At 60.2% G+C, this 24,700-nt stretch carries 24 protein-coding genes; 9 read left to right on the top strand and 15 right to left on the bottom strand.

Annotated features, from left to right (window positions below; all coding sequences use genetic code 11):
* Positions 1-23 precede the first annotated feature (23 nt).
* Positions 24-2,600: a leucine--tRNA ligase gene (leuS, locus tag AXW79_RS08795; RefSeq protein WP_005317327.1), complete on the bottom strand. Its 2,577-nt coding sequence runs from the start codon at positions 2,598-2,600 to the stop codon at positions 24-26.
* A 145-nt stretch (positions 2,601-2,745) separates the two neighbouring features.
* On the opposite strand from leuS, the gene AXW79_RS08790 reads away from it, so the two are divergent.
* Complete coding sequence (locus tag AXW79_RS08790; protein ID WP_005317324.1) at positions 2,746-3,252, top strand: zinc ribbon-containing protein; 507 nt, start codon at positions 2,746-2,748, stop codon at positions 3,250-3,252.
* Positions 3,253-3,338: 86 nt separating this feature from the next.
* Here the strand turns inward: AXW79_RS08790 and lnt are convergent, their stop codons facing one another.
* The 5 genes from lnt to miaB form a co-directional block, all read right to left on the bottom strand.
* Positions 3,339-4,883: an apolipoprotein N-acyltransferase gene (gene lnt / locus AXW79_RS08785; RefSeq protein WP_011898444.1), complete on the bottom strand. Its 1,545-nt coding sequence runs from the start codon at positions 4,881-4,883 to the stop codon at positions 3,339-3,341.
* 278 nt (positions 4,884-5,161) lie between these two features.
* Positions 5,162-6,046 carry a CNNM family magnesium/cobalt transport protein CorC gene (gene corC, locus AXW79_RS08780; RefSeq protein WP_005317320.1) on the bottom strand — a complete coding sequence of 295 codons (885 nt, stop codon included), beginning with the start codon at positions 6,044-6,046 and terminating at the stop codon, positions 5,162-5,164.
* A gap of 95 nt (positions 6,047-6,141) precedes the next feature.
* On the bottom strand, positions 6,142-6,606 hold the full coding sequence (gene ybeY / locus AXW79_RS08775; RefSeq protein WP_005317318.1) for an rRNA maturation RNase YbeY: 465 nt from the start codon (positions 6,604-6,606) through the stop codon (positions 6,142-6,144).
* A complete protein-coding gene (locus AXW79_RS08770) occupies positions 6,603-7,646 on the bottom strand; it encodes a PhoH family protein (protein WP_005317316.1) in 1,044 nt (347 codons plus the stop codon). Before AXW79_RS08770 ends, ybeY begins: the two co-directional genes overlap by 4 nt.
* Positions 7,647-7,702: 56 nt before the next feature.
* Entirely contained in the window at positions 7,703-9,136 is a 1,434-nt protein-coding gene (gene miaB / locus AXW79_RS08765; RefSeq protein WP_005317314.1) for a tRNA (N6-isopentenyl adenosine(37)-C2)-methylthiotransferase MiaB, read from the bottom strand.
* A 267-nt stretch (positions 9,137-9,403) separates the two neighbouring features.
* On the opposite strand from miaB, the gene AXW79_RS08760 reads away from it, so the two are divergent.
* The 3 genes from AXW79_RS08760 to AXW79_RS08750 all read left to right on the top strand — a co-directional run bounded on the left by AXW79_RS08760 (position 9,404) and on the right by AXW79_RS08750 (position 12,562).
* Entirely contained in the window at positions 9,404-10,567 is a 1,164-nt protein-coding gene (locus AXW79_RS08760) for an FAD-dependent monooxygenase (protein ID WP_005317312.1), read from the top strand.
* Between the two features lie 175 nt (positions 10,568-10,742).
* A complete protein-coding gene (locus tag AXW79_RS08755; RefSeq protein ID WP_005317310.1) occupies positions 10,743-11,402 on the top strand; it encodes a cold shock domain-containing protein in 660 nt (219 codons plus the stop codon).
* Between the two features lie 203 nt (positions 11,403-11,605).
* Complete coding sequence (locus AXW79_RS08750; RefSeq protein ID WP_005317308.1) at positions 11,606-12,562, top strand: sensor domain-containing diguanylate cyclase; 957 nt, start codon at positions 11,606-11,608, stop codon at positions 12,560-12,562.
* Here AXW79_RS08750 and AXW79_RS08745 read toward each other — a convergent pair.
* Positions 12,548-13,510 carry a LysR family transcriptional regulator gene (locus AXW79_RS08745; protein WP_005317306.1) on the bottom strand — a complete coding sequence of 321 codons (963 nt, stop codon included), beginning with the start codon at positions 13,508-13,510 and terminating at the stop codon, positions 12,548-12,550. The genes AXW79_RS08750 and AXW79_RS08745 overlap by 15 nt on opposite strands.
* 115 nt (positions 13,511-13,625) lie before the next feature.
* Here AXW79_RS08745 and AXW79_RS08740 point away from each other — a divergent pair, with 115 nt between their 5' ends.
* Positions 13,626-13,850: a hypothetical protein gene (locus AXW79_RS08740; RefSeq protein ID WP_005317304.1), complete on the top strand. Its 225-nt coding sequence runs from the start codon at positions 13,626-13,628 to the stop codon at positions 13,848-13,850.
* A complete protein-coding gene (locus AXW79_RS08735; RefSeq protein ID WP_005317302.1) occupies positions 13,847-14,500 on the top strand; it encodes an HAD-IA family hydrolase in 654 nt (217 codons plus the stop codon). The genes AXW79_RS08740 and AXW79_RS08735 overlap by 4 nt, the downstream gene beginning before the upstream one ends.
* 62 nt (positions 14,501-14,562) lie before the next feature.
* On the opposite strand, the gene AXW79_RS08730 is transcribed toward AXW79_RS08735, so the two are convergent.
* Complete coding sequence (locus AXW79_RS08730; RefSeq protein WP_005317295.1) at positions 14,563-15,165, bottom strand: nitroreductase family protein; 603 nt, start codon at positions 15,163-15,165, stop codon at positions 14,563-14,565.
* Positions 15,166-15,537: 372 nt separating this feature from the next.
* Between AXW79_RS08730 and AXW79_RS22165 the strand changes: the two genes are divergently transcribed.
* Positions 15,538-15,813: a nucleotidyl cyclase domain-containing protein gene (locus tag AXW79_RS22165; RefSeq protein ID WP_373364537.1), complete on the top strand. Its 276-nt coding sequence runs from the start codon at positions 15,538-15,540 to the stop codon at positions 15,811-15,813.
* A 234-nt stretch (positions 15,814-16,047) separates the two neighbouring features.
* On the top strand, positions 16,048-16,440 hold the full coding sequence (locus tag AXW79_RS08720; RefSeq protein WP_005317289.1) for a glycine zipper domain-containing protein: 393 nt from the start codon (positions 16,048-16,050) through the stop codon (positions 16,438-16,440).
* 70 nt (positions 16,441-16,510) lie between these two features.
* On the opposite strand, the gene AXW79_RS08715 is transcribed toward AXW79_RS08720, so the two are convergent.
* The 5 genes from AXW79_RS08715 to AXW79_RS08695 all read right to left on the bottom strand — a co-directional run bounded on the left by AXW79_RS08715 (position 16,511) and on the right by AXW79_RS08695 (position 21,442).
* A complete protein-coding gene (locus tag AXW79_RS08715) occupies positions 16,511-17,467 on the bottom strand; it encodes a D-2-hydroxyacid dehydrogenase (RefSeq protein ID WP_005317286.1) in 957 nt (318 codons plus the stop codon).
* 127 nt (positions 17,468-17,594) lie between these two features.
* On the bottom strand, positions 17,595-18,347 hold the full coding sequence (locus tag AXW79_RS08710) for a DUF3530 family protein (RefSeq protein ID WP_005317284.1): 753 nt from the start codon (positions 18,345-18,347) through the stop codon (positions 17,595-17,597).
* Positions 18,348-18,466: 119 nt separating this feature from the next.
* The gene (gene efp, locus AXW79_RS08705; RefSeq protein WP_005317282.1) at positions 18,467-19,033 is read right to left on the bottom strand and encodes an elongation factor P; all 567 of its coding nucleotides are present in this window, start codon (positions 19,031-19,033) and stop codon (positions 18,467-18,469) included.
* Between the two features lie 45 nt (positions 19,034-19,078).
* Positions 19,079-20,266 carry an elongation factor P maturation arginine rhamnosyltransferase EarP gene (earP, locus tag AXW79_RS08700; protein WP_043151240.1) on the bottom strand — a complete coding sequence of 396 codons (1,188 nt, stop codon included), beginning with the start codon at positions 20,264-20,266 and terminating at the stop codon, positions 19,079-19,081.
* 132 nt (positions 20,267-20,398) lie between these two features.
* Entirely contained in the window at positions 20,399-21,442 is a 1,044-nt protein-coding gene (locus AXW79_RS08695; protein WP_005317265.1) for a GMP reductase, read from the bottom strand.
* Positions 21,443-21,845: 403 nt separating this feature from the next.
* On the opposite strand from AXW79_RS08695, the gene rloA3 reads away from it, so the two are divergent.
* Positions 21,846-22,349, top strand: coding sequence for a retropepsin-like aspartic peptidase RloA3 (gene rloA3, locus AXW79_RS08690; RefSeq protein WP_005317263.1), 504 nt, complete (start codon positions 21,846-21,848; stop codon positions 22,347-22,349).
* 74 nt (positions 22,350-22,423) lie between these two features.
* Here rloA3 and AXW79_RS08685 read toward each other — a convergent pair whose 3' ends face one another.
* Both AXW79_RS08685 and AXW79_RS08680 read right to left on the bottom strand, forming a co-directional pair.
* Positions 22,424-23,869, bottom strand: coding sequence for an ATP-binding protein (locus AXW79_RS08685; RefSeq protein WP_005317260.1), 1,446 nt, complete (start codon positions 23,867-23,869; stop codon positions 22,424-22,426).
* Between the two features lie 76 nt (positions 23,870-23,945).
* Complete coding sequence (locus tag AXW79_RS08680) at positions 23,946-24,635, bottom strand: response regulator (protein WP_005317257.1); 690 nt, start codon at positions 24,633-24,635, stop codon at positions 23,946-23,948.
* Positions 24,636-24,700: the final 65 nt, after the last annotated feature.

The following is a 24,700-nucleotide window of genomic DNA, read 5'->3' as shown; positions in this document are numbered from 1 at the left end:
GCAGGGGAGAGGCCTTGCCACCATTAGTTAGCGACAATGTTGAGCAGCTTGCCCGGTACATAGATAACTTTGCGCACTGTCAGACCGTCGGTGAACTTCTGCACAGAGGCATCGGCCATTGCCAGCTTCTCGACATCAGCCTGGCTGATCTCGGCCGGTACGGTCAGCTTGCCGCGCATCTTGCCGTTGATCTGCACCACTACCAGCTTCTCGGTCTCGACCATGGCCGCTTCATCGGCCACCGGCCAGGTGGCGTGATCCACGTCGTCGCCCTTGCCCAGCATCTTCCACAGCTCGAAGCCGATGTGCGGGGTGATGGGGGAGAGCATGACCACCACGGTCTCCAGCGCTTCCTGCATCAGGGCGCGGTCCTGCTCGTCTGAGCCCAGCTTGGCCAGATTGTTCATCAGCTCCATGATGGCGGCGATGGCGGTGTTGAAAGTCTGACGGCGACCCACGTCATCGCTCACTTTGGCGATGGTCTTGTGCAGCTCGCGGCGAACGGCTTTCTGTTCGCTGGTGAGGGCTGCCACATCCAGTGCCGGAACGGCACCCGCAGAGACGTGCTCGAAGGTCAGACGCCACAGGCGACGCAGGAAGCGCTGGGCGCCCTCCACGCCGGAGTCGGACCACTCCAGGGTCATCTCGGCCGGGGAGGCGAACATCATGAACAGACGGACGGTATCTGCGCCGTAACGCTCGACCATCAGCTGCGGGTCTATGCCGTTGTTCTTGGACTTGGACATCTTGGTCATGCCGGAGTGGATCACTTCACGACCATCGTTGTCGATGGCCTTGGTGATGCGACCCTTCTCGTCACGCTCTACCTTGACGTCGGTCGGGCTGACCCAGACGTTGCCGCCCTTCTCGTCTTTGTAGTAGAAGGCGTCGGCCAGCACCATGCCCTGGCAGAGCAGGCGCTTGAACGGCTCGTCGCTGTTGACCAGACCCGCGTCACGCAGCAGCTTGTGGAAGAAGCGGGCGTAGAGCAGGTGCATACAGGCGTGCTCGATGCCGCCTATGTACTGATCCACCGGCAGCCAGTGGTTGGCAGCAGCTGGGTCCAGCATGCCCTTGTCGTAGTCCGGAGAGCAGTAGCGGGCGTAGTACCAGGAGGACTCCATAAAGGTGTCAAAAGTGTCAGTTTCCCGGAACGCTTCCTGGCCGTTGTAAGTGGTCTTGGCCCACTCGGCGTCGGCCTTGATCGGGCTCTGGATGCCATCCATCACCACATCTTCCGGCAGCAGTACCGGCAGTTGATCTTCCGGAGTCGGCACTACTGTGCCGTCAGCCAGGGTCAGCATGGGGATGGGGGCACCCCAGTAACGCTGACGGGAGACGCCCCAGTCACGCAGACGGAAGTTGACGGTGCGCTTGCCGTGGCCGAGGGCTTCCAGCTTGTTGGCGATGGCGTCAAAAGCGCCCTGGAAGTCGAGGCCGTCAAACTCGCCGGAAGCGAACAGCACGCCTTTCTCGGTGTATGCGGCGTCGCTCACATCCACCTCGCCATCGGCAGGCTTGATCACCGCCTTGATGTCGAGGCCATATTTGGTGGCGAACTCATGGTCACGCTGGTCGTGACCCGGAACCGCCATCACGGCGCCGGTACCGTAGTTCATCAGTACGAAGTTGGCGACCCAGACCGGTACCTTGCGGCCATCCAGCGGGTGAATGGCATAGAGGCCGGTGGCCATGCCCTTCTTCTCCATGGTGGCCAGTTCCGCTTCTGCGACCTTGGTGTTCTTGCACTCTTCGATGAAGGCAGCCAGTCCCGGATTGGTGGCAGCAGCCTGCAGCGCCAGCGGGTGACCGGCAGCGATACCGACATAGGTGACGCCCATGAAGGTATCCGGACGGGTGGTGTAGACCTCCAGCTGCTCAGCCTGACCCTCGATGGCGAAGCTGATGTTGACCCCTTCGGAGCGGCCAATCCAGTTGCGCTGCATGGTCTTGACCATCTCCGGCCAGCCTTCCAGATTGTCGATGTCGTTCAACAGCTCTTCGGCGTAGTCGGTGATCTTGATGAACCACTGGGGGATCTCTTTTTGCTCCACCGGGGTGTCACAGCGCCAGCAGCAGTTGTCGACCACCTGCTCGTTGGCCAGCACCGTCATGTCGTTCGGACACCAGTTGACGGAGGAGGTCTTCTTGTAGACCAGACCCTTTTCGTAGAGCTTGGTAAAGAACCACTGCTCCCAGCGGTAGTAATCCGGCTTGCAGGTCGCCAGCTCGCGATCCCAGTCATAACCCAGCCCCAGCATCTTCAGCTGGTTCTTCATGTATTCGATGTTTTCGTAGGTCCAGGGTGCCGGTGCGGTATTATTCTTGACCGCGGCGTTCTCCGCCGGCAGACCGAATGCATCCCAACCTATGGGTTGCAGCACGTTCTTGCCATTGAGGCGTTGATAACGGGAGATCACATCACCTATGGTGTAGTTACGAACGTGCCCCATGTGTAGACGACCAGACGGATAGGGGAACATGGACAGGCAGTAGAATTTCTCCTTGTCTACTTTCTCCACGGCCTTGAAGGTTTTCTTGGCATCCCAGTGCTTTTGCACTGCTGGTTCGATCGATTGGGGAACGTATTGCTCTTGCATTGGTGACATCCGGATCTGTGAAATGAATAGATAAATCAGCTGGGAAATCGCAATAGAATACCCATATCCAGCGGCGGCAACAACCGCCAGCATCCGTCAGGCCTTATGCCGGGCATGATCAGGGTTCAGTAGAGGAGTAACGACCATGGACAAACGTCAAAAAGGGTACGAAGCCTTCATTGCAGAGTTGCAAAAGCAATGGCAGGAGACCGAACAGTTCCAGGGGGAGCGCCTCAACCGGATGATCGCCAAGGTGCAGGCCTATCTCGAGGCCGCCAGCGACCTGACCCAGGATGAGCTGGCGCTGATCGCCGAATACGTGAAGCGGGATCTGGGCAACTATGAGCTGAGCCGCAACGATGATAAAGCACGCAGCGATGAGGCCGTGGAGGAGTCTGCCTTCATGCTGGCCCTCAAAGACACCGCCTGGTCCTGGTTGGCGGATGTGACCGACCGCGCCCAGGTGGAGTGGCGCGAGCTGGCCGACGAGCTGGAACACAAAGGGGTGTACGAAGCGGGAGACTGGGTGGGACTCGGCGTCATGGTGTGCGAGCAGTGCGGCTGGCGCCATACAGTGCTGCACCCTCAACCACTCGATACCTGCCCCGAATGTGGTGGCCACGAATATCACCGCGAGCCGCTCTCGCCCTGAATACCATCAACTAGCGAAATGAAATGGCAAGAGGCGCCCCATGGGGCGCCTCTTTTGTTGATGTACAGGTGTCGGAACGTACCGGATCAGAGTTCACGGGCCCAGGGATGGGCACGTGGACGCAACGCCAGCGCGAGCCCCAGCAGCAGGGCCGTCATGCCGTACAGCGGCCAGTCGCCAAAGCGCAGGTAGGGGGTGGAACCGTGGGCGGGACGTACCTCGGCGCGCAGCACCCCGGCTTCGAACTGCGGGATCTGACCAATGATGCTGCCGTCAATCTCGGTGACGACAGTGATGCCAGTGTTGGTGCCCCGCAGCAGCGGGCGTGCCAGCTCGAGGGCGCGCATGCGGGCGATCTGCAGGTGCTGCCAGGGGCCGATACTGGTGCCGAACCAGGCATCATTGGAAACGGTCAGCAGGAAGTCGGTATCAGGCTGTACATTGCGGCGCACCTCTTCGGGGAAGATGATCTCGTAGCAGATGGCGGCGGCAAACTTGAGCCCCTTGGCAATCAGGTTCGGTTGCTGTTCGTCCCCCCGGCTGAAGGAGGACATGGGCAGGTTGAAGAAGGGGGCTATGGGGCGCAGCAGATCCTCAAACGGCACGAACTCGCCGATAGGCAGCAGGTGGTGCTTGTAATAGCGGTTCTTGTGCTCATAGTGATACGCCTCCTTGCCGTCAGCGTCCTGCACTCCCATGCCAAGCACCGTATTGAAGAAGCGCTGCTGCTCGAAATCGTAGTGGACTATGCCTGCCAGCAGACCCGTATCGTTCACCTTCATCGCCTTGTCCAGGCTCTCCAGGTAGTTGCCCATCTCTTTCTCGATGGCCGGGATCGCCGATTCCGGCCAGATGATGATGTCGGCATCCTGATTTTCGCGGCTGAGATCCTGATAGGTGCGCACAGTCGGTACCAGGGCCTCCGGATCCCACTTGAGGGACTGGGCGATATTGCCCTGTACCAGAGCTACCTTGACCGGCTCGCCCCGGGTCACCCAGTTGAGCTGCATCAGTCCATGGGCGGCACTGATCAGTGCAAGGGGCACCAGCAGCCAGACGGGTTTGCGGTTCTGCCACACCAGCCAGAGGGCGGACGTCGACAGCAGCAGTGCCAGCGTGATGCCCTGCACCCCCAATATGGGGGCAAAGCCCTTGAGCGGCCCGTCGATCTGGCTGTAACCAAACCAGAGCCAGGGGAAGCCTGTCATCACCCAGCCCCGCAGCCAGTCAGCCACTAGCCAGAGCGCCGGGAAGGCGAGCAGCCAGCGGCTCCAGTGACGGCCACTGAAGAAGCGGGCAAAGGCCCAGCAGGCCAGGGCCGGATAGAGTGCCAGATAAGCCGAGAGTCCTGCCAGCAATACGAAGGCGACCGGCAGCATGATGCCGCCAAACATGGTCATGCTGACATGGATCCACCATAGCCCCGGCAGGAACAGACCCATGGCATAACCAAAACCGCGCCAGGCCGCCTGTTTGGGATTGGCCTTGTCCAGCAGCGCGTAGAGACCTAGCAGGGAAGGGATGACCAGAGGCCAGTAGTCGAACGGCGAGAAGGCCAGGACGGCGAGCGCGCCGGATGCCATGGCAAACAGACTGGTCAGGAGTTTTGATTTCACGGGCGATGATTTCACGGACTATGCAGGCTCGGATTGGACGATAACAGGTTGATTGGCCGGTATCTTAACCTGTAAATGCGGTTAACGGCGAGCCTCCCGGCAGCCTGGGCCTGTTCAAGCAAAAAGTCGGGCTGGAAATGGGCGACAGGCACTGCTAACTCGGGGGAAGGGAGGGCGGTAGTGTCAAGGGCCGGCATCTTGCCCTGCCACCAAACGGCAAGCGCCCCGACGAGCGGGGCGCTGATGCTTCACGGCAAGATAGCTGCGTGAGGCTTACAGGGCGTCAGAGCGACTTATTGCGCTTCAGACTGGGCCGCGACATGGTTGTCGGGGATCTTCACCTGCAGCTGTTGCAGGCGGCGCCGGTCGGCGTGCATCACCTTGAACAGGTAACCTTGCAACTCGATCTCCTCACCCTTTTTCGGCAGGTGGCTGAAGGCGTGCATCACAAGACCGCCCACAGTATCCACCTCTTCATCGCTGAACTGGGTGCCGAAGAAGTCGTTGAAATCCTCGATCTCGGTGAGGGCACTGACTGCGAAGACCCGCTTGCTGATGCGGCGGATCTCGTCCGGCTCATCTTCGATATCGTCGAACTCGTCATCGATCTCGCCGACGATGAGCTCCAGTATGTCCTCAATGGTCACGAGACCAGAGACACCGCCAAACTCGTCCACGACGATGGCCATGTGATAGCGCTCTTCGCGAAACTCCTTGAGCAGGCGATCGACCCGCTTGCTCTCGGGCACTATCACGGTCGGGCGCAGGATTTTTTCCAGCTGCAGCGGCTCGCTGGCATGGTGGCCGCCAAAACCGAACGGCAGCAGATCCTTGGCGAGCAGTATGCCCTCCACATGATCCTTGTCTTCGTTGATCACCGGAAAGCGGGAGTGACCTGACTCTATGATCACGGGCAAGATATCGTCCACCGGCTGGGACTTCTCTATGGTGACCATCTGGGAGCGAGGGATCATGATGTCGCGAACGCGCAACTCGGCTATTTCGAGTACGCCTTCAATCATGTCCTTGGTGTCCTGATCGATGAGATCGCGCTCCTCGGCATCCGCTATCACATCCACCAAATCGTTGCGGTCTCTTGGCTCGCCCTGGAAGAGTTGGCTGAGTTTGTCGAGCCAGGTTTTCTTCGGCGAGCCGGTACTAGGGTGATCGTCAGTCATTTTTTCTCTTGGTTACTCGCTTGAACACATTTGGAATTGTTTTGGGTATGTAAGGATGGCCATCGGCTGTTTCAAGGCGATGACTATCCCGTCCTTTACTCTTCGTCGTTCAGATAAGGATCGGCAAAGCCGAGTTCCTGCATGATGTCACGTTCCAGCTGTTCCATCTCCTCGGCCTCGTCATCCTCGATATGGTCATAACCTAGCAGATGGAGACTGCCATGCACAACCATGTGGGCCCAGTGTGCTTCCAGCGGCTTGTTCTGCTCGGTAGCCTCCTGTTCTACCACCTGGCGGCAGATGACGAGATCGCCGAGCAGCGGCAGTTCCATGCCGGGTGGCGCCTCGAACGGGAAGGAGAGCACATTGGTGGGCTTGTCCTTGCCGCGATAGGTGAGGTTGAGCTCGCGGCTCTCCGCCTCGTCGACGATACGCACCGTCACTTCGGCCTCTTCTTGGAAGCCGAGAATGGTGCCGTCCAGCCAGCCTTGCAGCTGTGCTTCGCCGGGCAGACCGTCGGTGTCCGCGCAGGCCAGTTGCAGATCCAGGGTCACACTCATTGGGCACTCTCCTTATGGGATTTGCTGGCCGCCTGCTCGTCTGCCAGTTTGGCATCGAACGCTTCGTACGCCTGCACGATACGGGCCACCACTGGGTGGCGAACCACGTCCTTGGATTCAAAGAAGTTGAACGACAGGCCATCGACACCTTGCAGCACTTCCAGCGCGTGGCGCAGACCTGATTTGGCGCTACGTGGCAGGTCCACCTGAGTGATATCACCGGTCACTACCGCCTTGGAGTTGAAGCCGATGCGGGTCAGGAACATCTTCATCTGCTCTGTGGTGGTGTTCTGGGCCTCATCCAGGATGATGAAGGCATCATTGAGGGTGCGACCGCGCATATAGGCGAGCGGCGCCACTTCGATGATGTTGCGCTCCATCAGCTTCTCGACCCGCTCGAACCCCAGCATCTCGAACAGGGCGTCGTAGAGCGGGCGCAGGTAAGGGTCGACCTTTTGGGAGAGGTCCCCGGGCAGAAAGCCGAGTTTCTCACCCGCTTCCACCGCAGGACGGGTCAGCAGTATGCGACGGATCTCCTGACGCTCCAGCGCATCCACCGCCGCTGCCACAGCCAGATAGGTCTTGCCGGTACCGGCCGGGCCTATGCCGAAACAGATGTCGTGGCTGACGATATTGGCGATGTACTGGGCCTGATTGGGGCTGCGTGGTTTGATGAGGCCGCGTTTGGTCTTGACCGTTACTTCCTTGCCATAGGGGATGCTTGGTGCCGGTTCGTCATCCTGCTCCAGCACCCGCGACTCCTGAATGGCCAGGTGCACCATGTCGGGCACTATGTCGGTCACCTTGCCGCCCTTGAGGGGCTGGGTTTCCACATAGAGGTGCTTGAGGATGACGGCCGCCGCATCCACCTGGGCCTGTTTGCCCAGCAACTGGAAGTGGTTGTCACGGTAGCTGATCTCGACGCCGAGACGGCGCTCCAGCTGTTTGATGTTGTCATCGAAGGGGCCGCACAGGCTGGCAAGGCGCTGGTTGTCGGCGGGCTCCAGATGCAGATTCAGGGTCGCTATGTGTCGGCTCAAAATATCCTCGTCTTGACGCAGTGCCCATCCGGCAAGGCCAGATGGGCACGAAGAGATTAGTGGGGAGTGAAGGCGGCCACGCCGAGGGCATCGGGCACATTGTCGGGACGACGAGCCAGGATCTCGCGGGGCGCAGTGGCGATGCGCAGGTTCATCTCATCCTCACCGCGGATAAAACGACCGCGTAGTGAGTTGGGGCGTACCTCTGTGATCTCCACATCGGCAAAGCCGCCGATGAGGGTATGTGCCCCTTCGAAGTTGACCACGCGGTTGTTCTCGGTGCGACCACACAGCTGCATAGGGTCGAGCCTGGAGGGCCCTTCCACCAGGATGCGCTGGGTGGAGCCCAGCATGGCACGGCCAATCTGCATCGACTGGTTGTTGATGACATGCTGCAGGCGAGCCAGACGGACCTTCTTCACCTCCATGTCGACGTCGTCTGGCATGTCGGCGGCCGGCGTGCCGGGACGCGGGCTATAGATGAAGCTGAAGCTCATGTCGAAGTTGATCTCTTCGATCAGCTTCATGGTGGCCTCGAAATCCTCGTCCGTCTCGTTCGGGAAGCCGACAATAAAGTCGGAACTGATGGTGATGTCGGGACGGGCGGCGCGCAGGCGGCGGATCTTGGACTTGTACTCCAGCACGGTATGCGGGCGCTTCATCATGGTCAGGATGCGATCCGAACCGCTCTGCACCGGCAGGTGCAGGAAGCTGACCACTTCCGGCGTGTCCTTGTAGACCTCGATGATGTCGTCGGTGAACTCGATGGGATGGCTGGTGGTGTAGCGAATGCGGTCTATGCCGTCGATGGCGGCCACCAGGCGCAGCAGCTCGGCGAAGGAGCAGATGCTGCCATCAAAGGTCGGGCCCCGATAGGCGTTGACGTTCTGGCCCAGCAGGTTCACCTCGCGCACGCCCTGTTCGGCGAGCTGGGCGATTTCGTAGAGCACGTCATCCATCGGCCGGCTCACCTCCTCGCCGCGGGTGTAGGGCACCACGCAGAAGGAGCAGTATTTGGAGCAGCCTTCCATGATGGAGACAAAGGCGGTGGCACCTTCGGCGCGGGGTTCCGGCAGACTGTCGAATTTTTCGATCTCGGGGAAGGCGATGTCCACCTGGGCACCACGGCCCTCCTGGACCTGCTTGATCATGGCGGGCAGGCGATGCAGGGTCTGCGGACCGAAGACGATATCCACATAGGGGGCGCGACTGCGAATGTTCTCCCCTTCCTGAGAGGCCACGCAGCCACCCACGCCGATCACCAGACCGGGTTTGTTTGCTTTGAGCTTTTTCCAGCGGCCCAGCTGGTGGAACACCTTCTCCTGTGCTTTTTCGCGAATGGAGCAGGTATTCAGCAGCAAGACATCTGCCTCTTCGGGCTCTTCGGTCAGCGTGTAGCCATTGCTGGCATCTAACAGGTCGGCCATCTTGGACGAGTCATACTCGTTCATCTGGCAACCCCAGGTTTTAATGTGAAGTTTCTTGCTCATTGCTTCTCTTGACTTGTGTTGAAATCGGCATGGTCAAAGGACCGGGCATTTTACTCCGCAATCTGGATACTGCCTAGCTAATATCCAGCCCGCCATGGGGGGCTTTGCCCCGGAGCCTGTCCGTATGGGTATGGGCTTTCTCCTTGATTTGGCGCAGCAATTCGCAATTTGCCTCACTGTTTCTGCCGGTCCCTTGCGGTATCATGTCCCCATTCGGTCCGGCCCCGCCTACTCTGGTCCGGTGCGTCCCTTTTCAGGAATCAAGTTATGGAACAGTGTGATATCGCCATCGTCGGCGCTGGCATGGTCGGCGCCGCCACCGCCTGTCTGCTGGCGGCACAGGGTCTCTCCATTCGGGTCATTGAGACCCAATTGCCCGAGCAATACGCCCCCGAGCAGCCGCTGGATCTGCGGGTTTCCGCCATCAGTCAGGCCTCGGTGGCGATGCTGGATCAGGCCGGAGCCTGGTCGCACCTGCAGCAGATGCGACTCTGTCCCTACCGCCGGCTGGAGACCTGGGAGCTGGACGGTTTTGCCACCCGTTTCAACGCGGCCGATCTCGGCCTGCCCCAGCTTGGCTACATCATAGAGAACCGGCTGGTGCAGCTGGCTCTGCTCAAGAGGATGGAGGATTTTCCCAACATCCAGACCCACACACCGACAGCGGTGATGAGCCTGCGTCAGAGCGCGGATGAGGCGGTACTGACACTGGACGACGGCACAGAGCTTTGCGCCCGCTGGGTGCTGGCCTGCGATGGTGCCGAGTCCCAGATGCGCCGGCTGGCTGGCATAGGCGTGTCCCGCTTTGAATATCGCCAGCACTGCATGCTGATCAACATCGACACCGAGTTTGCGCAGGAAGACATCACCTGGCAGCAATTTACCCCGAGTGGCCCGCGCGCCTTCCTGCCGCTGCCCGGCCAGCACGGCTCCCTGGTCTGGTATGACAATCCCGCCCGCATTCGCGCCTTGTCGGCCATGAGCAATGAGAAGCTGGGGGAGGAGGTGCGCCGCCACTTTCCGGCCCGGCTCGGCGGCTTCACCGTCACGGCCAAGGGGAGTTTCCCGCTGGTGCGGCGCCACGCCAATGACTATCACGCCGGTCGGGTAGTGCTGCTCGGCGATGCCGCCCACACCATCAACCCGCTGGCGGGGCAGGGGGTCAACCTTGGCTTCAAGGATGTGGCCTGCTGGACCGGGTTGCTGGCAAAAGCCGGTGCCGACTGGCATCAGCTGGCCCTGGCGGAGCGTTACGAGCGCCGCCGCCGCCCCGACAATCTTTTAATGCAGTCGGGGATGGATCTCTTCTACGGTGTGTTCAGCAACGAGATAGGACCGCTCAAGCTGGCTCGCAATCTGGCCCTCAATCTGGCGGACAAGGCAGGCCCGCTCAAGGAGATGGCGCTACGTTACGCACTGGGGCTGGTATGACCCGCATCGGGTTGAGGGCATGGTACCGCCTTAGTGATGTGCGTTAATTCGCCAGAACCTTTTCGATCCCTTGTCTTTGCTCACTATTTTGAGATTTTCCCCCTGATCCCTATGTTGAGCTGGCGCCGTTTTAGGGCAACATGGTGTCAGCATTGATGGCCACAAGGATGAGGGCATGCGTTATCAGGGACGGATCGCGAGCTGGAACGAGGCGCGAGGCTTCGGCTTTATCACGCCGGAGCAGGAGGGGGGCGAGCAGCAAGGGAGCGAACTGTTCGTGCACATTTCGGCCCTGCAATCCGATGGCTCGCTGCCCAACGTCGGGGAGCGCGTCTCCTACCAGCTAGGCACTGGCAAGGATGACAAGCCCAGAGCCGTGCAGGTGTTCTTTCCCGACAGGCCCCTGTCGCTGGCGGACGGGTTCAATCCACCTTCGGCATCCCCCCGGCTCGGCAGAGAGACCTGCACCCGATCGCCACAACCAGCATCACCCAGACCCGGATCCCGCCCTCGCCCCGCCTATCGCCACAAGAGCAGCTGGCGTGGCAAATTGATCCCCCTGCTGCTGGTGGTGGGATTGTTCTCCCTCTACTCCCGTTTTTCGACCGACTCTGTGGTCCCCTTGCCGGTTTCCTCCTTCATCGGTGATGAAGGCAGTGCCTCCCGTAGCACGCCACAGACCTCTGCTCTCAGCTATCAGTGCGATGGTCGTGAGTATTGCTCCCAGATGACCTCTTGCGAGGAGGCTACCTGGTTCTTGCGACATTGCCCGAACACCAAAATGGACGGAGAGGGGGATGGGGTGCCCTGTGAACGGCAGTGGTGTGGCCACTGAGGCTGGCCTGCCCGATTGCCGCTGCGAATATCCACCGCTCTTTTCATGCTGATGCACCATATCGGATAGGGTAATACTGGGCCATGCCCTGTCTGTTCGTTGGCGCCACCTTATGTTGGCAAGGTGACGGATGGCGGCTTTACTTCTAGTGCTGACTCGTTTGTTGCCGTATATGCCGTTTATTATTTTTCAGGATCATGGTCATGGTGGATTACTTTCAGGGCTCGTTGTTTCATTTTTCCGAACGGGCGCAGTACCTGGCAGCCTTGCTGAACTCGCTGGAAGACCAGATCGCCGTGATTGATCGGGCTGGGGTTATCCACTACACCAACCTCGCCTGGAACCGGTTTGCCGAGCAAAACGGCATGCCAAAAGGGTATGACTGGCTGGGTATCAACTACCTGCGGGTGTTCGACAGCGCCGTCGAGCCGCTGGTGCTGATGGCGGCAGAGGGGATCCGCCGGGTGCTCTGTGGCGAACAGGACCATTTCCATCTGGAGTATCCCTGCCACAGCCCGGATATACAGCGCTGGTTCATGATGCGGGTCTCCCCCGTACTGGGGGTGGATGTCGAGTTTTATACCATCACCCATATCAATATCACTGAGCGCAAGTTGCTGGAGCTGGATGTGACCCACCTCTCCCAGCATGATCCCCTGACAGGTCTTGCCAACCGGCGCCTGTTCAACAGTTTTCTGCATAACGAGTGGCGCCGCAGCATGCGGGAGCGCACGCCCATTTCTTTCATCATGCTCGATCTGGACAACTTCAAGGCGTGCAACGATCACTTCGGCCATCAGGTTGGAGATGAGCTCTTGCGGCAGGTGGGTCACCTGCTCAGCGCCTTTTGCCAGCGGCCTGCGGATCTGCCAAGCCGGTTAGGGGGCGATGAATTTGCGGTGGTACTCGGCAATACCGGCAAGGAGGCAGCCTTGGGGATGGGGGAGGCGATTCGCCTCGGGATCAAGGAGTTGAGTATGAATGAGCTGGGCGATGCCCGGCTCAGCGCCAGTATCGGCATTGCTACCCAGCTTCCGGAGCGGGTGCTGGTCTCGGAAGATGAGCTGCTGGCCGCTGCCGACATGGCTCTCTACACGGCCAAGAAGGAGGGGAAGAACCGCTGCCACAGCGTGGCTTGTCCCTCATTACCCAACCCTTGAGTGAACGCCACATTCGATAATGGGACCGTGGCGAGGCTTTATCCCTTCTGACTCTGCCGGCTGAGGTGTGGGATGTGCCGCCATGACCAGTTGCAGGAATCGATCGCGAATAGGGTCGGCAAACTCGGAATTCCAGACCAGACTGATTTCCCACTCTGACTTTGGCCCGGACAAGGGGTAGAGGGTGACGCCTTGGCCCGCGATAAAGCTGACGCTGCGTGGCAGTATGGCGTTGCCGATCCCGGCGGCCACCAACGCGACCAGTGTCTGTATATCCTCTGCTTCCTGGACTATGGCGGTCAGCCGGTTGGCGCCAAGGAAGCTGGCGATCTGCTGGCTCAGCCCAGGACAACGATGGCCGACCATTTGCAGCAGGGGCTGGTTGGCGAGGGCCCACTCAACGTCGAAGGTGGCCGGATCCGGCCCCGTCATCTGGCTGGGAACGGCCAGCACCAGCCGGTCGGTCAGCAATCTGTACTCTTGCAATTGAGGTGCCTGTGGTCTGCGCATAAAGCCCAGTTGCAACTGACCCGACAGCAGACGCTCATGCTGGGTGGCTGAGGTCATGTCTTGCATGTGTACCATCACATCGGGTACCTGCTGCTTGAAGCGGGCGACCAGCGAAGGAGCCAGCGCAAAGCTGGACAGCCCGAAGCCGATCTTGAGCCGTCCGGCAATGCCGCTCGCCAGCGCCAGGGCATGGCGTTCAAATCCCCTGCCGTGCTCGACCAGTGCGCTGGCCTGGGTGAGCAGCTGGGTGCCGATGGCGGTCAGTTGGGCGCCATGGCGACCCCGGTTGAACAGGGTGCTGCCAAGGGCCAGCTCCAGCCCCTGGATCTGCTTGGTCAGCGCCGGCTGGGTGATAAACAGCCGGCTGGCAGCCTCCCGGTAGTTGGTGGTCTCGGCCAGCATCACGAATGCCTGCAGTTGCCTCAAGTCGAATTTCATTCCGTTTGGTTATCCAATGTGGCGATTAATTGATTATAAATTATCTAACTGCCTTGTTCTAATGGTCTCGTTACGGGCCACTTGCCCGCTCTGACGTGCAACAAGGAGCCATATCATGTCTACCGAACGCTACCTGTTTCTGATCAAGGGAACCCTGGTGATGGCCCAGCCACTGGCTGCGCCGGAGACGGGTGAACTGCTGGCCAGCCTGCTGCAACAAGGCTTTGTCGTCGGGCCTTTGCAAGTGTGGGCGAGCAATGCCGAGCAGGCGTTGGCCTGTTATGAGCAGAGTGCCCAGCAGCGGGCCTTCAGCAATGTGCTGGCTGGGGCTTCGTCATGACCCGGCTCACCCTACGGGCTGCGGCCTTGTTGCTGGACATGGATGGCACCCTGGTTCACTCCACCGACGAGGTAGAAACCGTGTGGCGACTCTGGTGCCGACGTCATCAGCTGGCCCCTGAGCCCGTGCTGGCGATGTGCCACGGTTTGCGCTCGCGGGAGGTGATCCGGGCCCTGGCACCGCAGCTGGACATGGCGCAGGAGGTCGCCCTGCTCGATGAGCTGGAGATCCATCACACCGGGCGCGGTGAGGCCATCATGGGCAGCCGGGCTCTGCTGAGCCGCTTGCCAGCCGAGCGCTGGGCGCTGGTTACCTCCGCCAGCCAGAGGGTTGCCCGCCATCGGCTGGAGAGTGCCGGTTTGCCGCTACCTACCCTGCTGGTGGGAGCGGAGGATGTGGTTCATGGCAAGCCGGACCCCGAACCCTATCTGCTGGGGGCCGAGCGGCTCGGGGTTGCCCCTGCCAACTGTCTGGTGTTCGAGGATGCACCGGCTGGCATACAGAGCGCCCTGCGAGCCGGCTGCGCCGTGGTGCAGGTCGGAGGCAAGCGGTTGCTGGATCCGGCCGTCATAGCCGTGATCCAAGATTGGCGTCAGGTGAGTGTGGAGGTAGACGAGAAAGGTATGTTGCAGGTTGGCCTGCTGACCTGACGGACGTCTGGAAACAAGCAGCCCCCGACCAGCGGGGGCTTGAAGCGGATGTGGGGTCCGGGTTATTTGAAGACGCGAAACCGCACTGCATCATCCATGAAGGTCTTGTCGCCAGCCGGTTGCTCGATGCTGCCAAAAGGCATCTGGGCGCGCAGCAGCCAGCTGGCGGGCAGGTCCCACTCCTTGCGTACCGCTTCGTCGATCAGCGGATTGTAGTGTTGCAGGGAGGCGCCAACTTTCTCCTGGGCCAGGGTGGTCCAGACCGCAAACTGGGCGATGCCGGTGGCATGTTCCGACCAGATGGGGAAGTTGTCGGCATACAGCGCAAACTTCTGCTGCAGATCCTTGATGACATCCGTATCCTCGAAAAACAGCACTGTGCCGAACCCTGCGCGGAAGCTGCCATCTACCTTGGTTTCACTCTGGGCATAGGCGTCCGGTGGCACGATTTTCTTCAGCTCGGCCTTGACGATATCCCACAGCTTGTGGTGCTGGGCGCCAAACAGTATGACGGCGCGGGAGCTCTGGGAGTTGAAAGAGGAGGGACTGTGCTTGATGGCATCCTGGATCAGGGCCGTCAGCTGCTCCGGCGTGTGAGACACCTGGTCGCCCAGGGCATAGATGGTACGACGTACTTTGATCTGTTCGATAAACGGACTGCTCATAACATCTCCTTTGTTTGACAGATAATCGCATTCGGTGGTCGTTGCAAGGCCATCCGGCTCCGATTGTGCAAGCTATAGACTATAACACTCGCTTACCTCTTAACCGTCAACGCCCAGTGGTCACTGTTTTTACTCTCCGTGGATATTGGTTGGCAGGGAAGAATGAGCCGCCTCACATTCTGGCGTTTTTAATCCATTGGCGGTTATCCAGCCGATTTCTATCGACGATTGCTCCTGCCTTTTCATCACAAGTTCGGTTCACATCGACTGTTTCAGTGGCAGTGTGATGATCAAGTAGGTGCCCAACCGGGTAGACGAGCTGCTGACTGCCGAGCCTTGCACCTGCGCCGTCTATCGGAGCGGGGGGACGAGTTGGCTGCCCTGCTGCCGTGGGAGCGCCACGAGCGGGAGTCGCGACTGCATCATCTGCTGGCATGGGTACGCAACCAGCAGTGGCGGGAATTCCAGGCACAGGTCACCCTGAGCGCGGGTGGTGCCCACTACCCGGAGGATGGCCTCTTTTTGTTCGAAAGGGCCGACGAATGCCGCTACCAGAGCAAGCGACCGGGTCGGGATCGCTGGCATCGCTCTCCATCCCCGGATACTGGCGGTGAGCCTGCATCCCCCGGGGTGACAATATCTGTCTGATCCCTGCATGCCCGCGCCGGGCTGCGACAGCCTGACGTTGGACAAAATACCGTTCACCTTGTGCCGAACTGAGATTTTTTATCTTTATTTTCATGGTGTTAATTTTTGATTTTTCTTCCTGACGTCTTGCCGGGATTCCTTTGGATTAAATGTCAGGCTGTTTGCGCTACTGGCGCGGCAGGTGGCCATTTGTATAGTGCAGGGGAAATTAATCAGGTTTGACAGGAGTACCCCATGGAGATGAAAAAACACGGCATGAGTGCCCTGGCCCTGTTGGGCTCCCTGCTGCTGATGAGCGGCGCTGTGCAGGCCTCGGAAACCCTCAACACCATACTCGGTGGCGGTGCAGGCGGTGTGGCGGGCACCATGATTGGCAAAGAGCTGGGGGGCGATACCGGTGCTCTGGTCGGTGCACTAGGTGGTGCGGCCATCGGCAAGAGCGTCGGCGGCAGCACAGGCCAGCTGATCGGGGCCGGTGTCGGGGGGGCCAGCGGCTCGGCCATCGGTGCCAAGACGGGGGATGGTTACAAGAGCAATAACAACCGCTACGACGACGATGATCATCACTACAAGAAACATAAGAAGCACAAAAAGCACAAGAAACACAGATGGCACGACGATGACTGATGTCAGCCTTGCTGCGTGCTGGCGACAAATAGAGGAAGGGGCCAACAGGCCCCTTTTTGCATGATGTGACTCAGACCAGCCGGTGCTGGCGTCGTCCCTCGGCAAAGGCGTTTATATTGTCGATCAGCTGATCCGCGAGGCGCTGCATCGACTCCTCGCTGGCCCAGGCCACATGGGGCGTCAGGATGAAATTGGGGTATTGCAGAGCCTGCATCAGCGGATGATCCTGGGGCGGCGGCTCGACGCTCGCCACGTCGAAACCGGCGCCGCCGAGGCGACCGTTGGCCAGCGCCTTGAGCAGTGCCGCTTCATCCACCAGGCCGCCACGGCCCACGTTGATGAGCAAGGCGCCCGGTTTCATCAAGGCCAGCTCCCGTTCGCCGATCAGGTGGCGGGTGTAGGGGGTGAGCGGGCAGTGCAGGCTGACCACATCCGAGCTTTGCAGCAGCGTGTCCAGCGGCAGCCGATCTTCGTCGTGGCTGGCGCCTATCTGGCTCTGGGCGTAACGCACTATCATGCCCATCCCCTGCGCCCGTTCTCCGAGCGCCTGACCCAGGGTACCTTTGCCTATGATGCCGAGCTGCTTGCCGTGCAGATCCATGATGTTGTGGTCGAAGAAGCAGAACTGGCCGCTCTGCTGCCAGCGCCCCTCCAGCAGGGACTGGCGCCAGGCAAACAGGTTGCGCGACAGGGCCAGCATCAGTGCCATGGCGTGCTCCGGCACAGAGGGGCCCGAGTAGTTGCGGATGTTGCACACCCCGACGTTGGCTGCCCGGCATGCTTCCAGATCCACGTTGTCGCTGCCGGTGGCCGCCAGGGCGATCAGCTTGAGATCCGGCAGTTGTGCCAGCTCAGGGGCGCCGATACGTACCTTGTTGATGATGGCGATGCTGGCATTCCTGAGCCGCTCCACCACCTGCTCGGGGGCCGTGCTTGGATGGCTCTGCCAGTGATGGGGAAAGTCGGGCCGGTGCAGTGTGATGCCCGCATCCAGGGTATCGCTATCGAGAAAAACTATCTGCTGCATGACGCCTCCTGCCATTGGAGCCGTCATGATGCCAAATATGGGTGCCAGGGAGCCAGCCCGAACGCCGTCAGTGGTGAATCAATGGCGCTGTCTGTGACGCTGGCGGCATTTTGGGGGCAGGTCGAGGTCAGAGCCAGCCGAGGTGGGTGAGCCAACCCTGAATGCGGGTCGGTGTTTCATCCAGCTCCATCAAGGCGTAGGGGCGGTAGTTGAGCTTGTGGCTGCGGCGGCTCTCGCTGCGACGAGCTTCGGCGGCCAGCAGTGGCCAGCGCCCTCCCTCTTCCTGATAGAGATCCAGGGTCGGAATGGTGGCCTGGGCTACCTGCTTGGCCAGGGTCTGGTTACTTTGCACATTCGGGAAGAAGCCATCGAGCAGCACCAGAGCATCGGGGGCGGGCACTTGCTCGCTGGCGATGAGATTGGTGGCCCAGGCGGCGCTGGTGCCCTGAGCCAGTATCAGCTTGAAGCCCCCTTCTTGCAGCTTGGCATCCCCCAGCTTGATGATGCGGGCGGCAAACTGTTTGCGAAAGTCGTCGATGGCCTGCTGTTTCTTCTCGGCGGCGGGGTCCAGCTCCGCTTGTTGAGGAGAGGGAAGCAGCAGCAGGGTATCGAAGCCGAGCCGGCCGAGGGCCCGGGTCAGTTGCCACAACTGACCGCTGCGCTGCCAGTCTGGCAGCAGGATCGCCAGCCCCACATAGCTGTCGCTGTCGTGCTTGGCGAACAGCACTGTCTGCTTGTCGATCTGGGTGCTATCGGGCAGCCCTTGCCAGTCGCTGTTCTGCCAGTAGTCGAGGGGGGCGGGTGGCGTGACTTCGCTGGCCTGCGAAGCACCGCTTGCCAGCAGGGTCAGTAACAGCAGTGATAAGGATAATCTGGCCATAGTGCGCTCCCCGGTTAACTGGGTTAGCGGCGGCGGGCCGGTTTTCTGAAGTGCGGCCAGGGGATCAATAAAAAAGCGAGCCAATGGCTCGCTTTTTTGCATTCAATTCAAGGGGTCGCTCAGGAGAGACGACGCTTGAACTCGCCGGTGCGGCTGTCGATTTCGATCTTGTCACCGATCTCTACGAAGGCGGCAACAGCCAGCTCGTAGGCAGTGCCCTTCAGGCGGGCAGGCTTGGTCACTTTACCTGAGGTGTCGCCACGGGCGGCCGGCTCAGTGTACTCAACTTCGCGAACTATGGTGGTCGGCAGTTCTACGGAGATGGCTTTCTCGTTGTAGAAAGTCACTTCGCAGATGTCTTCCATGCCGTCTACCAGGTAGTTCAGCACGTCACCCAGGTTGTCTTTCTCGACGTCGTACTGGTTGTACTCGGTATCCATGAAGACATACAGGGGATCGGAGAAGTAGGAGTAGGTGCACTCTTTACGCTCCAGCTGAACCACGTCCAGCTTGTCGTCGGCCTTGAATACGGTCTCGGTCGCGCTACCGTTGAGCAGACCCTTCAGTTTCATCTTGACCACGGCGGAGTTACGGCCGGATTTGTTGAACTCAGCCTTCTGGACCACCATCGGCTCGGTGCCGATCATGACTACGTTACCAGCGCGGATTTCCTGTGCGGTTTTCATGTAAAAAATTCCTGTTCGTGAAACGGACGGATAAAAACTGCCAGATTATATACGGCTTTCTAAAAATTTCACCAACCGCGTGACGAGATCCCCGTCCTCGAGCAGCTTCTGTGACCAGCTTCGCGCATCTTGCTGCCAAATGGCACTATATCGGGGCCATTGGGCCCAAAGTTTGCTGGTATCTTCCCCCAGGTTGAGGGCGTGGTTGAAAGCCCGCAACCATTGGGCTACCTCCGGGGGAAAGTCCGCCAGATAGTGATCGAGAAAACCGTCCAGCTTGACCATATGGGCCTGCTCTTCCTGCGGGTAGATGTGCCACAGGAAGGGGCGGGCGGCCCACTGTGCCCGCACGAAGGAGTCCTCGCCGCGCACCAGATTGAGATCGCAGCTCCACAGCAGCCGGTCGTAGCCTGCCTGATCCGTCATGGGCAGCAGCTTGATGGTGAGGCTGCCCGCGTGCAGCAGATCCCCCGCCTTGGCGGTGGCGATGGCGTTTGCAAGGCCGGCGCCGCGCAGCACGTCATTGAGCGAGCGCCCCAGCGGCAATAGCAAAGTGACGGGAGTTGGGCTCTGACACCAGCCCTCTATCAGGCTCACAAGCGCTTCGCTCTCGTAGGTAAAGAGGCTGACTCTCAGCTCATTGTCCCCTTTGGGCGGCAATCCCAGGCTGGCCCAGTAGGCGGCAAGGCCAGTCTCATCCTGTTGCCACTGGTCACGTTCGGCGATGAGCCCCTGCTCGCACAAGAGGCCGCCGGTCCTGGGGGTGAAGCCCGGGAAGAAGAAGTATTTTTTGAGGCTCAGGTCGCCGACCCGCTGGGGCGACGCAAGGCCGTGGCAATCTTCGACCCAGGGTTCCGCCGAGAGGTACTCCAGATTGATCCAGCAGGGGGTTGGCTGCTGCTGCGCCATACGTTGGGTAAAGGCAGCGGGCAGTTCGCAGGCAAACGCCTCTATGACCACCTTTGCCGGGATCACATCCGCCGGCAGCGCGTCGTGCCAGTGCTGGATATAGATGCCCTGTTGCCACTGACCGTCCAGCACGGGATCGAGCCCCGGACAGATGCGGGCAAAGCTGGCCAGATCGTCCACCCAGAGCCTGACGCTACCCTGGTCTTGCTGTTTCAGCTGACGAGCGAGCCGCCAGGTGACGCCTATGTCGCCGAAGTTGTCCACGACGCAGCAGAAAATATCCCAGTCGAATGGCGGTAGTTTGAGTGGCGAAGAGGTTGTCATGTGAGGGCACCGATGGAAAAGAGATACAAAAAAACCGGTGTGCAGGGTAGCACACCGGTTGGCTGGCTTCTAAGGGACTGCCGTCAGCCTGCCTGGCTCATCGCGTTGCGCTGGCAGACAGCAGGGGCAGGTTTACTCCTTGCCGTAGACGTTGTTTTCTTGCTCGCGCACCCGGATGAAGGTGGTGCGCTTGGTGAGCTCCTTGAGCTGGCTGGCACCCACGTAGGTGCAGGTGGAGCGCACACCGCCCAGGATGTCGCGCACCGTGTTCTCGACCGGGCCGCGGTAGGGCAGCAGCACGGTTTTGCCCTCGGAGGCGCGATAGTCGGCGACGCCGCCGGCGTGCTTGTCCATGGCGCTGGAGGAACTCATGCCGTAGAACTTCATGAAGGGGGTGCCATCCACGTCCACCACTTCGCCGCCGCACTCCTCGTGGGCTGCCAGCATGCCGCCCAGCATCACGAAGTCGGCGCCGCCACCGAAGGCTTTGGCCACGTCACCCGGGCAGGTACAGCCGCCGTCACCGACGATCTGGCCGCCCAGACCGTGGGCCGCATCGGCACACTCTATGATGGCGGAGAGCTGGGGGTAGCCAACGCCGGTTTTGACCCGGGTGGTACAGACCGAGCCCGGGCCTATGCCGACCTTGACGATGTCGGCGCCGGAGAGGATCAGCTCCTCGACCATCTCGCCGGTGACCACATTGCCGGCCAGGATGACATGGTTCGGGCAGGCTTCACGGATCTTGCGCAGAAACTCGACGAAGTGCTGGGAGTAGCCGTTGGCCACGTCCACGCAGATGAAACGCAGGGCGGTTGACATGGCCAGGATCTGGCGGGTCTTGGTGAAATCGTCTTCGGAGGTGCCTGTCGATACCATGACATGGCCGAGCAGGGTCGGATCCGTGCTGTTGACGAAGGCTTGCCACTGCTCAAGGCTGTAGTGCTTGTGTACCGCTGTCATCATCTCGAAGCCTGCCAGTGTCCTGGCCATGGCGAAGCTGCCGACGGTATCCATGTTGGCGGCGATGACGGGAACGCCCTGCCATTGGGTCTGGGTGTGCTTGAAGGTGAACTGACGGGTCAGGCTGAGTTGGGAACGGCTCTTGAGGGTAGAGCGCTTGGGGCGGAACAGGACATCCTTGAAACCGAGCTTCAAGTCTTCTTCGATACGCATTACGAATTCCTTATTGAGCCTTGTTGAAAGTCACTTTTGCAGTGGTCAATTTTCGGCAGGCGCAAAAAAACCGGCGGTTTTCAGGGCCTCCGGTTTACAACAGTGTAGGCAAAAATCCCGCCAGAACAAGACTGATAATTCACACATCATTGTGGTAGCCTTTGGCGTCACAACCTGAGCACAGCCTCAGGTGTCATCCAGCACCACTTTTTCTCCCAACGCTTTCGTCAGTTAACGCTTCAAAAGAATCCCTTTGTGGCCTGAGGTCGTGATCCTGACGCGGGCAGATCGAGCGCCGCGCTCATCGGCCTGACGCCGCGTTTCGTCAGTTGACAGCAGGCGTTTCCATCCCCACTCTTGGCCTCTCGGGCCCTTGTCGGCCCTGATCTGACGAGGAGTGAAAATGCTTGTACTGCGAACCATGACCTTGCTGTTGGCTTGCCTCTCCCTGTCGGGAATGGCATGGGCGGCAGCGTCCCCTGCCGTGTATGGCTGGATTGAGAAGGGACTGATCATGCCAGGCGGTGTGGCGGTGAAGATGAAACTCGATACAGGCGCTCTGACCTCTTCAATGGATGCGCGGGATCTGCACCACTTCAAGCGCGATGGCAAATCCTGGGTGCGCTTTACCCTGCAACTGACCGATGCCAACACCGACAAGCCGGTGAGCCAGACGCTGGAGCGGCCGGTGGAGCGCATGGTCAAGGTGCGAGGCGCCGGTGGCATGGAGCAGCGGCCGACCGTGACCATGTCCATCTGTTTGGGGGACAAGGTATACAAGGAGTGGTTCACCCTGCGGGATCGCAGCAAGATGATCTATCCGGTGCTGATTGGCCGTCGTCTGCTGGCGGAACTGGGGGCTGTGGATTCGAGCCAAACCTTTACGGTGAAGCCCGCTTGCCGTTGAAGGTCAGTGTGAATGTCATGAACAAGGAAGTGGAGGCCCCGGCCTCCACTTTTTATTGATGCGCTTTGCCAGTTTTATGCCAAGGCGCGCAGGGGCGGCGCTGGCAGCCGCACGCTGACTTCCAGCCCCCCCTCTGGCCGGTTGTGGATGTCCAGATCTGCGCCGTGCAACTGGGCGATGCGCGAGACGATGGCCATGCCGAGCCCGACCCCGTCACCTTGCTGGGGATTGACCCGAAAGAAGCGCTCACACAGGCGCGACAGAGCCGCAGTGGGAATGCCGGGGCCTGTATCGCGGATATCGACTCTGACCCGATTGCCCTCCTGCTGCACCTCGACCGCGATCTCGCCCTGGGCCGGGGTGTAACGCAGCGCGTTGTCGATGAGGTTGCTGAACATCAGATCCAGCAGTGTGCTTTGACCCATCACAGTCAAGTGCTCGGCTCCCTCCAGTGACAGCTGCTGGCCCTTTTTAAGGGCGATGGGCGCCAGCGTGGCCAGTGTGCCTTGCAGCAAATTCCCCAGGTCAAGTTCGGTCAGCTCCAATCCTTGCTGGCTGTCGATGCGCGCCTGGGTCAGCAACTGGCGGATCAAGCGATCGCTGCGATCGAGCGCCAGCAACATCTTGTGAAGTGACTGCTGGCGGCTGGCGTCATCCTCGGCGGCCAGCGCATTCTCGCTATGGATGCGCAGTACCGCCAGCGGCGTGCGCAGCTCGTGGGCCGCCTCGTTGGTAAATTGCTTCTCCCGCTCTATGGTGTCGGCCAGAGCGTGCATCAGGCGGTTGATCTCGTCGGTGAGCGGAGTCAGCTCCTGGGCGCGGATCTTCAGGTTGAGCGGGCTCAAGTTGGCAGGATGACGTTCGCCTATGGCCTGTGCCAGCAGTCGCAGCGGCGCCAGGCCACGGGAGATGAGCCACCACAGCAGACCGAGCAGGAAGGGCAGCGTGATGAGCAGTGGCAACATGGCAAGGGTAGCCATCTTGCTGGCCAGTTCACTGCGCTCGTCATCCCGCTCCGCCACGACGAGCCAGGTATGCTCGTTCTGGTTGTAGAGAGTGAAAGTGCGCCATTGATGCCGGTCTTTTTCTACCGTGTTGAAGCCGGGGGCCAGCTCGACCAAGGGCTGGTTCGGGGAGCTCGGGGAGCGCAGCAGTATGCCGCCTTGCTCATTGAGTAGCTGAAAGTAGAGATTGCGCTCGAACTCGTGCCCAAGGGGGGTCAGCTCCCTGTCTTCTCCTCGCAGATTGAAGCTGGTGTCCTTTTGCCACTGGTCCGGGTTGTGCTGTTCCCACTCTTCATAGACGGTGCCGTTGGCGGGCAGGGCACTGTGCTGATCCAGATAGCGGCTGAGCAGCTGGTTGGTGATGCGGGAGGATTGAGCGAGACGAGCATCGAACAGCTCCTCCATCTCGTGGCTCGCCTCCAGATAACCGATAAGGGCGCTGATGGCCAGGCTGGTACTCACCAGCGCCAATATGCCGGAGAGCAGAAAGCGGCGGATGGAACGGGGGTGATTCATGCAAAGGGCTTCCTGTGCTGTGGCTGCTCAGAGTCGGGGGATATGTTGCCGCTGCTGCGAGCTGAACCAGGGTGACTCATGCAAGGTGACCTTTGTGCTGTGACTGTTCAAGCTGGGGGACTATGTAACCGACACCACGGATATTGCGGATGAGGTCGCTGTAGAACTTCTTGCGCAGATGGTGGATATGCACCTCCACCGCATTGCTCTCGGCGCCTTCATCCCAGCCATACAGGCTCTGCTGCAACTGATCCTTGCTCAGTACCCGGCCGCTCTGGGTAACGAGCTCCTGCAACAGCTTGTATTCGTGGGGTGTAAGTTTGACCGGCTCGCCCCTATAGGTGACCTGTTGTGACTCCGGGTGGATGAGGATGTCGCCATATTCGAGCACCGCCTGGGCTTGCCCCTTGCTGCGCCGCACCAGGGCACGCAGGCGGGCATTAAGCTCCTGCAGGGCGAAGGGCTTGACCATGTAATCGTCGGATCCCGCATCCAGCCCCAGCACCCTGTCGTCCAGGGCATCGCGGGCCGTGAGGATCAGTACCGGCAGCACCTGGCCTTCCCGGCGCAACTTGCGCAGCAAGCTGATGCCGTCGATGTCCGGCAGGTTGAGATCCAGAATGAGGGCGGCGAATTCCTCACTCTTGAGCACAGACAGGGCGGGCAGCCCCTGCTGCAGCCAGTCCACCGTGTAGCCACTGCTGCGCAGGGCATCCACCATGCCATCGCCCAGCATCACATCATCTTCTACCAGCAGGATCCGCATTGTGTTCTCCCTTGCTACCTGGTTCATGGTTTACGCCAGTGACATAAACGACGCTGCCCACCAGT

The organism is Aeromonas salmonicida subsp. salmonicida, from assembly GCF_001643305.1.
Classification (GTDB): Bacteria; Pseudomonadota; Gammaproteobacteria; order Enterobacterales; family Aeromonadaceae; genus Aeromonas; species Aeromonas salmonicida.
Note: the sequence above shows the minus strand (reverse complement) of the source record. Positions and strands in the feature narration are given on the sequence as shown.

Coding starts and splice junctions, on each gene's coding strand:
- leuS (WP_005317327.1), bottom strand. CDS start 2,600: ATGCAAGAGCAATACGTTCCCCAATCGATCGAACCAGCAGTGCAAAAG.
- AXW79_RS08790 (WP_005317324.1), top strand. CDS start 2,746: ATGGACAAACGTCAAAAAGGGTACGAAGCCTTCATTGCAGAGTTGCAA.
- corC (WP_005317320.1), bottom strand. CDS start 6,046: ATGACTGACGATCACCCTAGTACCGGCTCGCCGAAGAAAACCTGGCTC.
- ybeY (WP_005317318.1), bottom strand. CDS start 6,606: ATGAGTGTGACCCTGGATCTGCAACTGGCCTGCGCGGACACCGACGGT.
- miaB (WP_005317314.1), bottom strand. CDS start 9,136: ATGAGCAAGAAACTTCACATTAAAACCTGGGGTTGCCAGATGAACGAG.
- AXW79_RS08760 (WP_005317312.1), top strand. CDS start 9,404: ATGGAACAGTGTGATATCGCCATCGTCGGCGCTGGCATGGTCGGCGCC.
- AXW79_RS08755 (WP_005317310.1), top strand. CDS start 10,743: ATGCGTTATCAGGGACGGATCGCGAGCTGGAACGAGGCGCGAGGCTTC.
- AXW79_RS08750 (WP_005317308.1), top strand. CDS start 11,606: ATGGTGGATTACTTTCAGGGCTCGTTGTTTCATTTTTCCGAACGGGCG.
- AXW79_RS08745 (WP_005317306.1), bottom strand. CDS start 13,510: ATGAAATTCGACTTGAGGCAACTGCAGGCATTCGTGATGCTGGCCGAG.
- AXW79_RS08740 (WP_005317304.1), top strand. CDS start 13,626: ATGTCTACCGAACGCTACCTGTTTCTGATCAAGGGAACCCTGGTGATG.
- AXW79_RS08735 (WP_005317302.1), top strand. CDS start 13,847: ATGACCCGGCTCACCCTACGGGCTGCGGCCTTGTTGCTGGACATGGAT.
- AXW79_RS08730 (WP_005317295.1), bottom strand. CDS start 15,165: ATGAGCAGTCCGTTTATCGAACAGATCAAAGTACGTCGTACCATCTAT.
- AXW79_RS08720 (WP_005317289.1), top strand. CDS start 16,048: ATGGAGATGAAAAAACACGGCATGAGTGCCCTGGCCCTGTTGGGCTCC.
- AXW79_RS08715 (WP_005317286.1), bottom strand. CDS start 17,467: ATGCAGCAGATAGTTTTTCTCGATAGCGATACCCTGGATGCGGGCATC.
- AXW79_RS08710 (WP_005317284.1), bottom strand. CDS start 18,347: ATGGCCAGATTATCCTTATCACTGCTGTTACTGACCCTGCTGGCAAGC.
- efp (WP_005317282.1), bottom strand. CDS start 19,033: ATGAAAACCGCACAGGAAATCCGCGCTGGTAACGTAGTCATGATCGGC.
- earP (WP_043151240.1), bottom strand. CDS start 20,266: ATGACAACCTCTTCGCCACTCAAACTACCGCCATTCGACTGGGATATT.
- AXW79_RS08695 (WP_005317265.1), bottom strand. CDS start 21,442: ATGCGTATCGAAGAAGACTTGAAGCTCGGTTTCAAGGATGTCCTGTTC.
- rloA3 (WP_005317263.1), top strand. CDS start 21,846: ATGCTTGTACTGCGAACCATGACCTTGCTGTTGGCTTGCCTCTCCCTG.
- AXW79_RS08685 (WP_005317260.1), bottom strand. CDS start 23,869: ATGAATCACCCCCGTTCCATCCGCCGCTTTCTGCTCTCCGGCATATTG.
- AXW79_RS08680 (WP_005317257.1), bottom strand. CDS start 24,635: ATGCGGATCCTGCTGGTAGAAGATGATGTGATGCTGGGCGATGGCATG.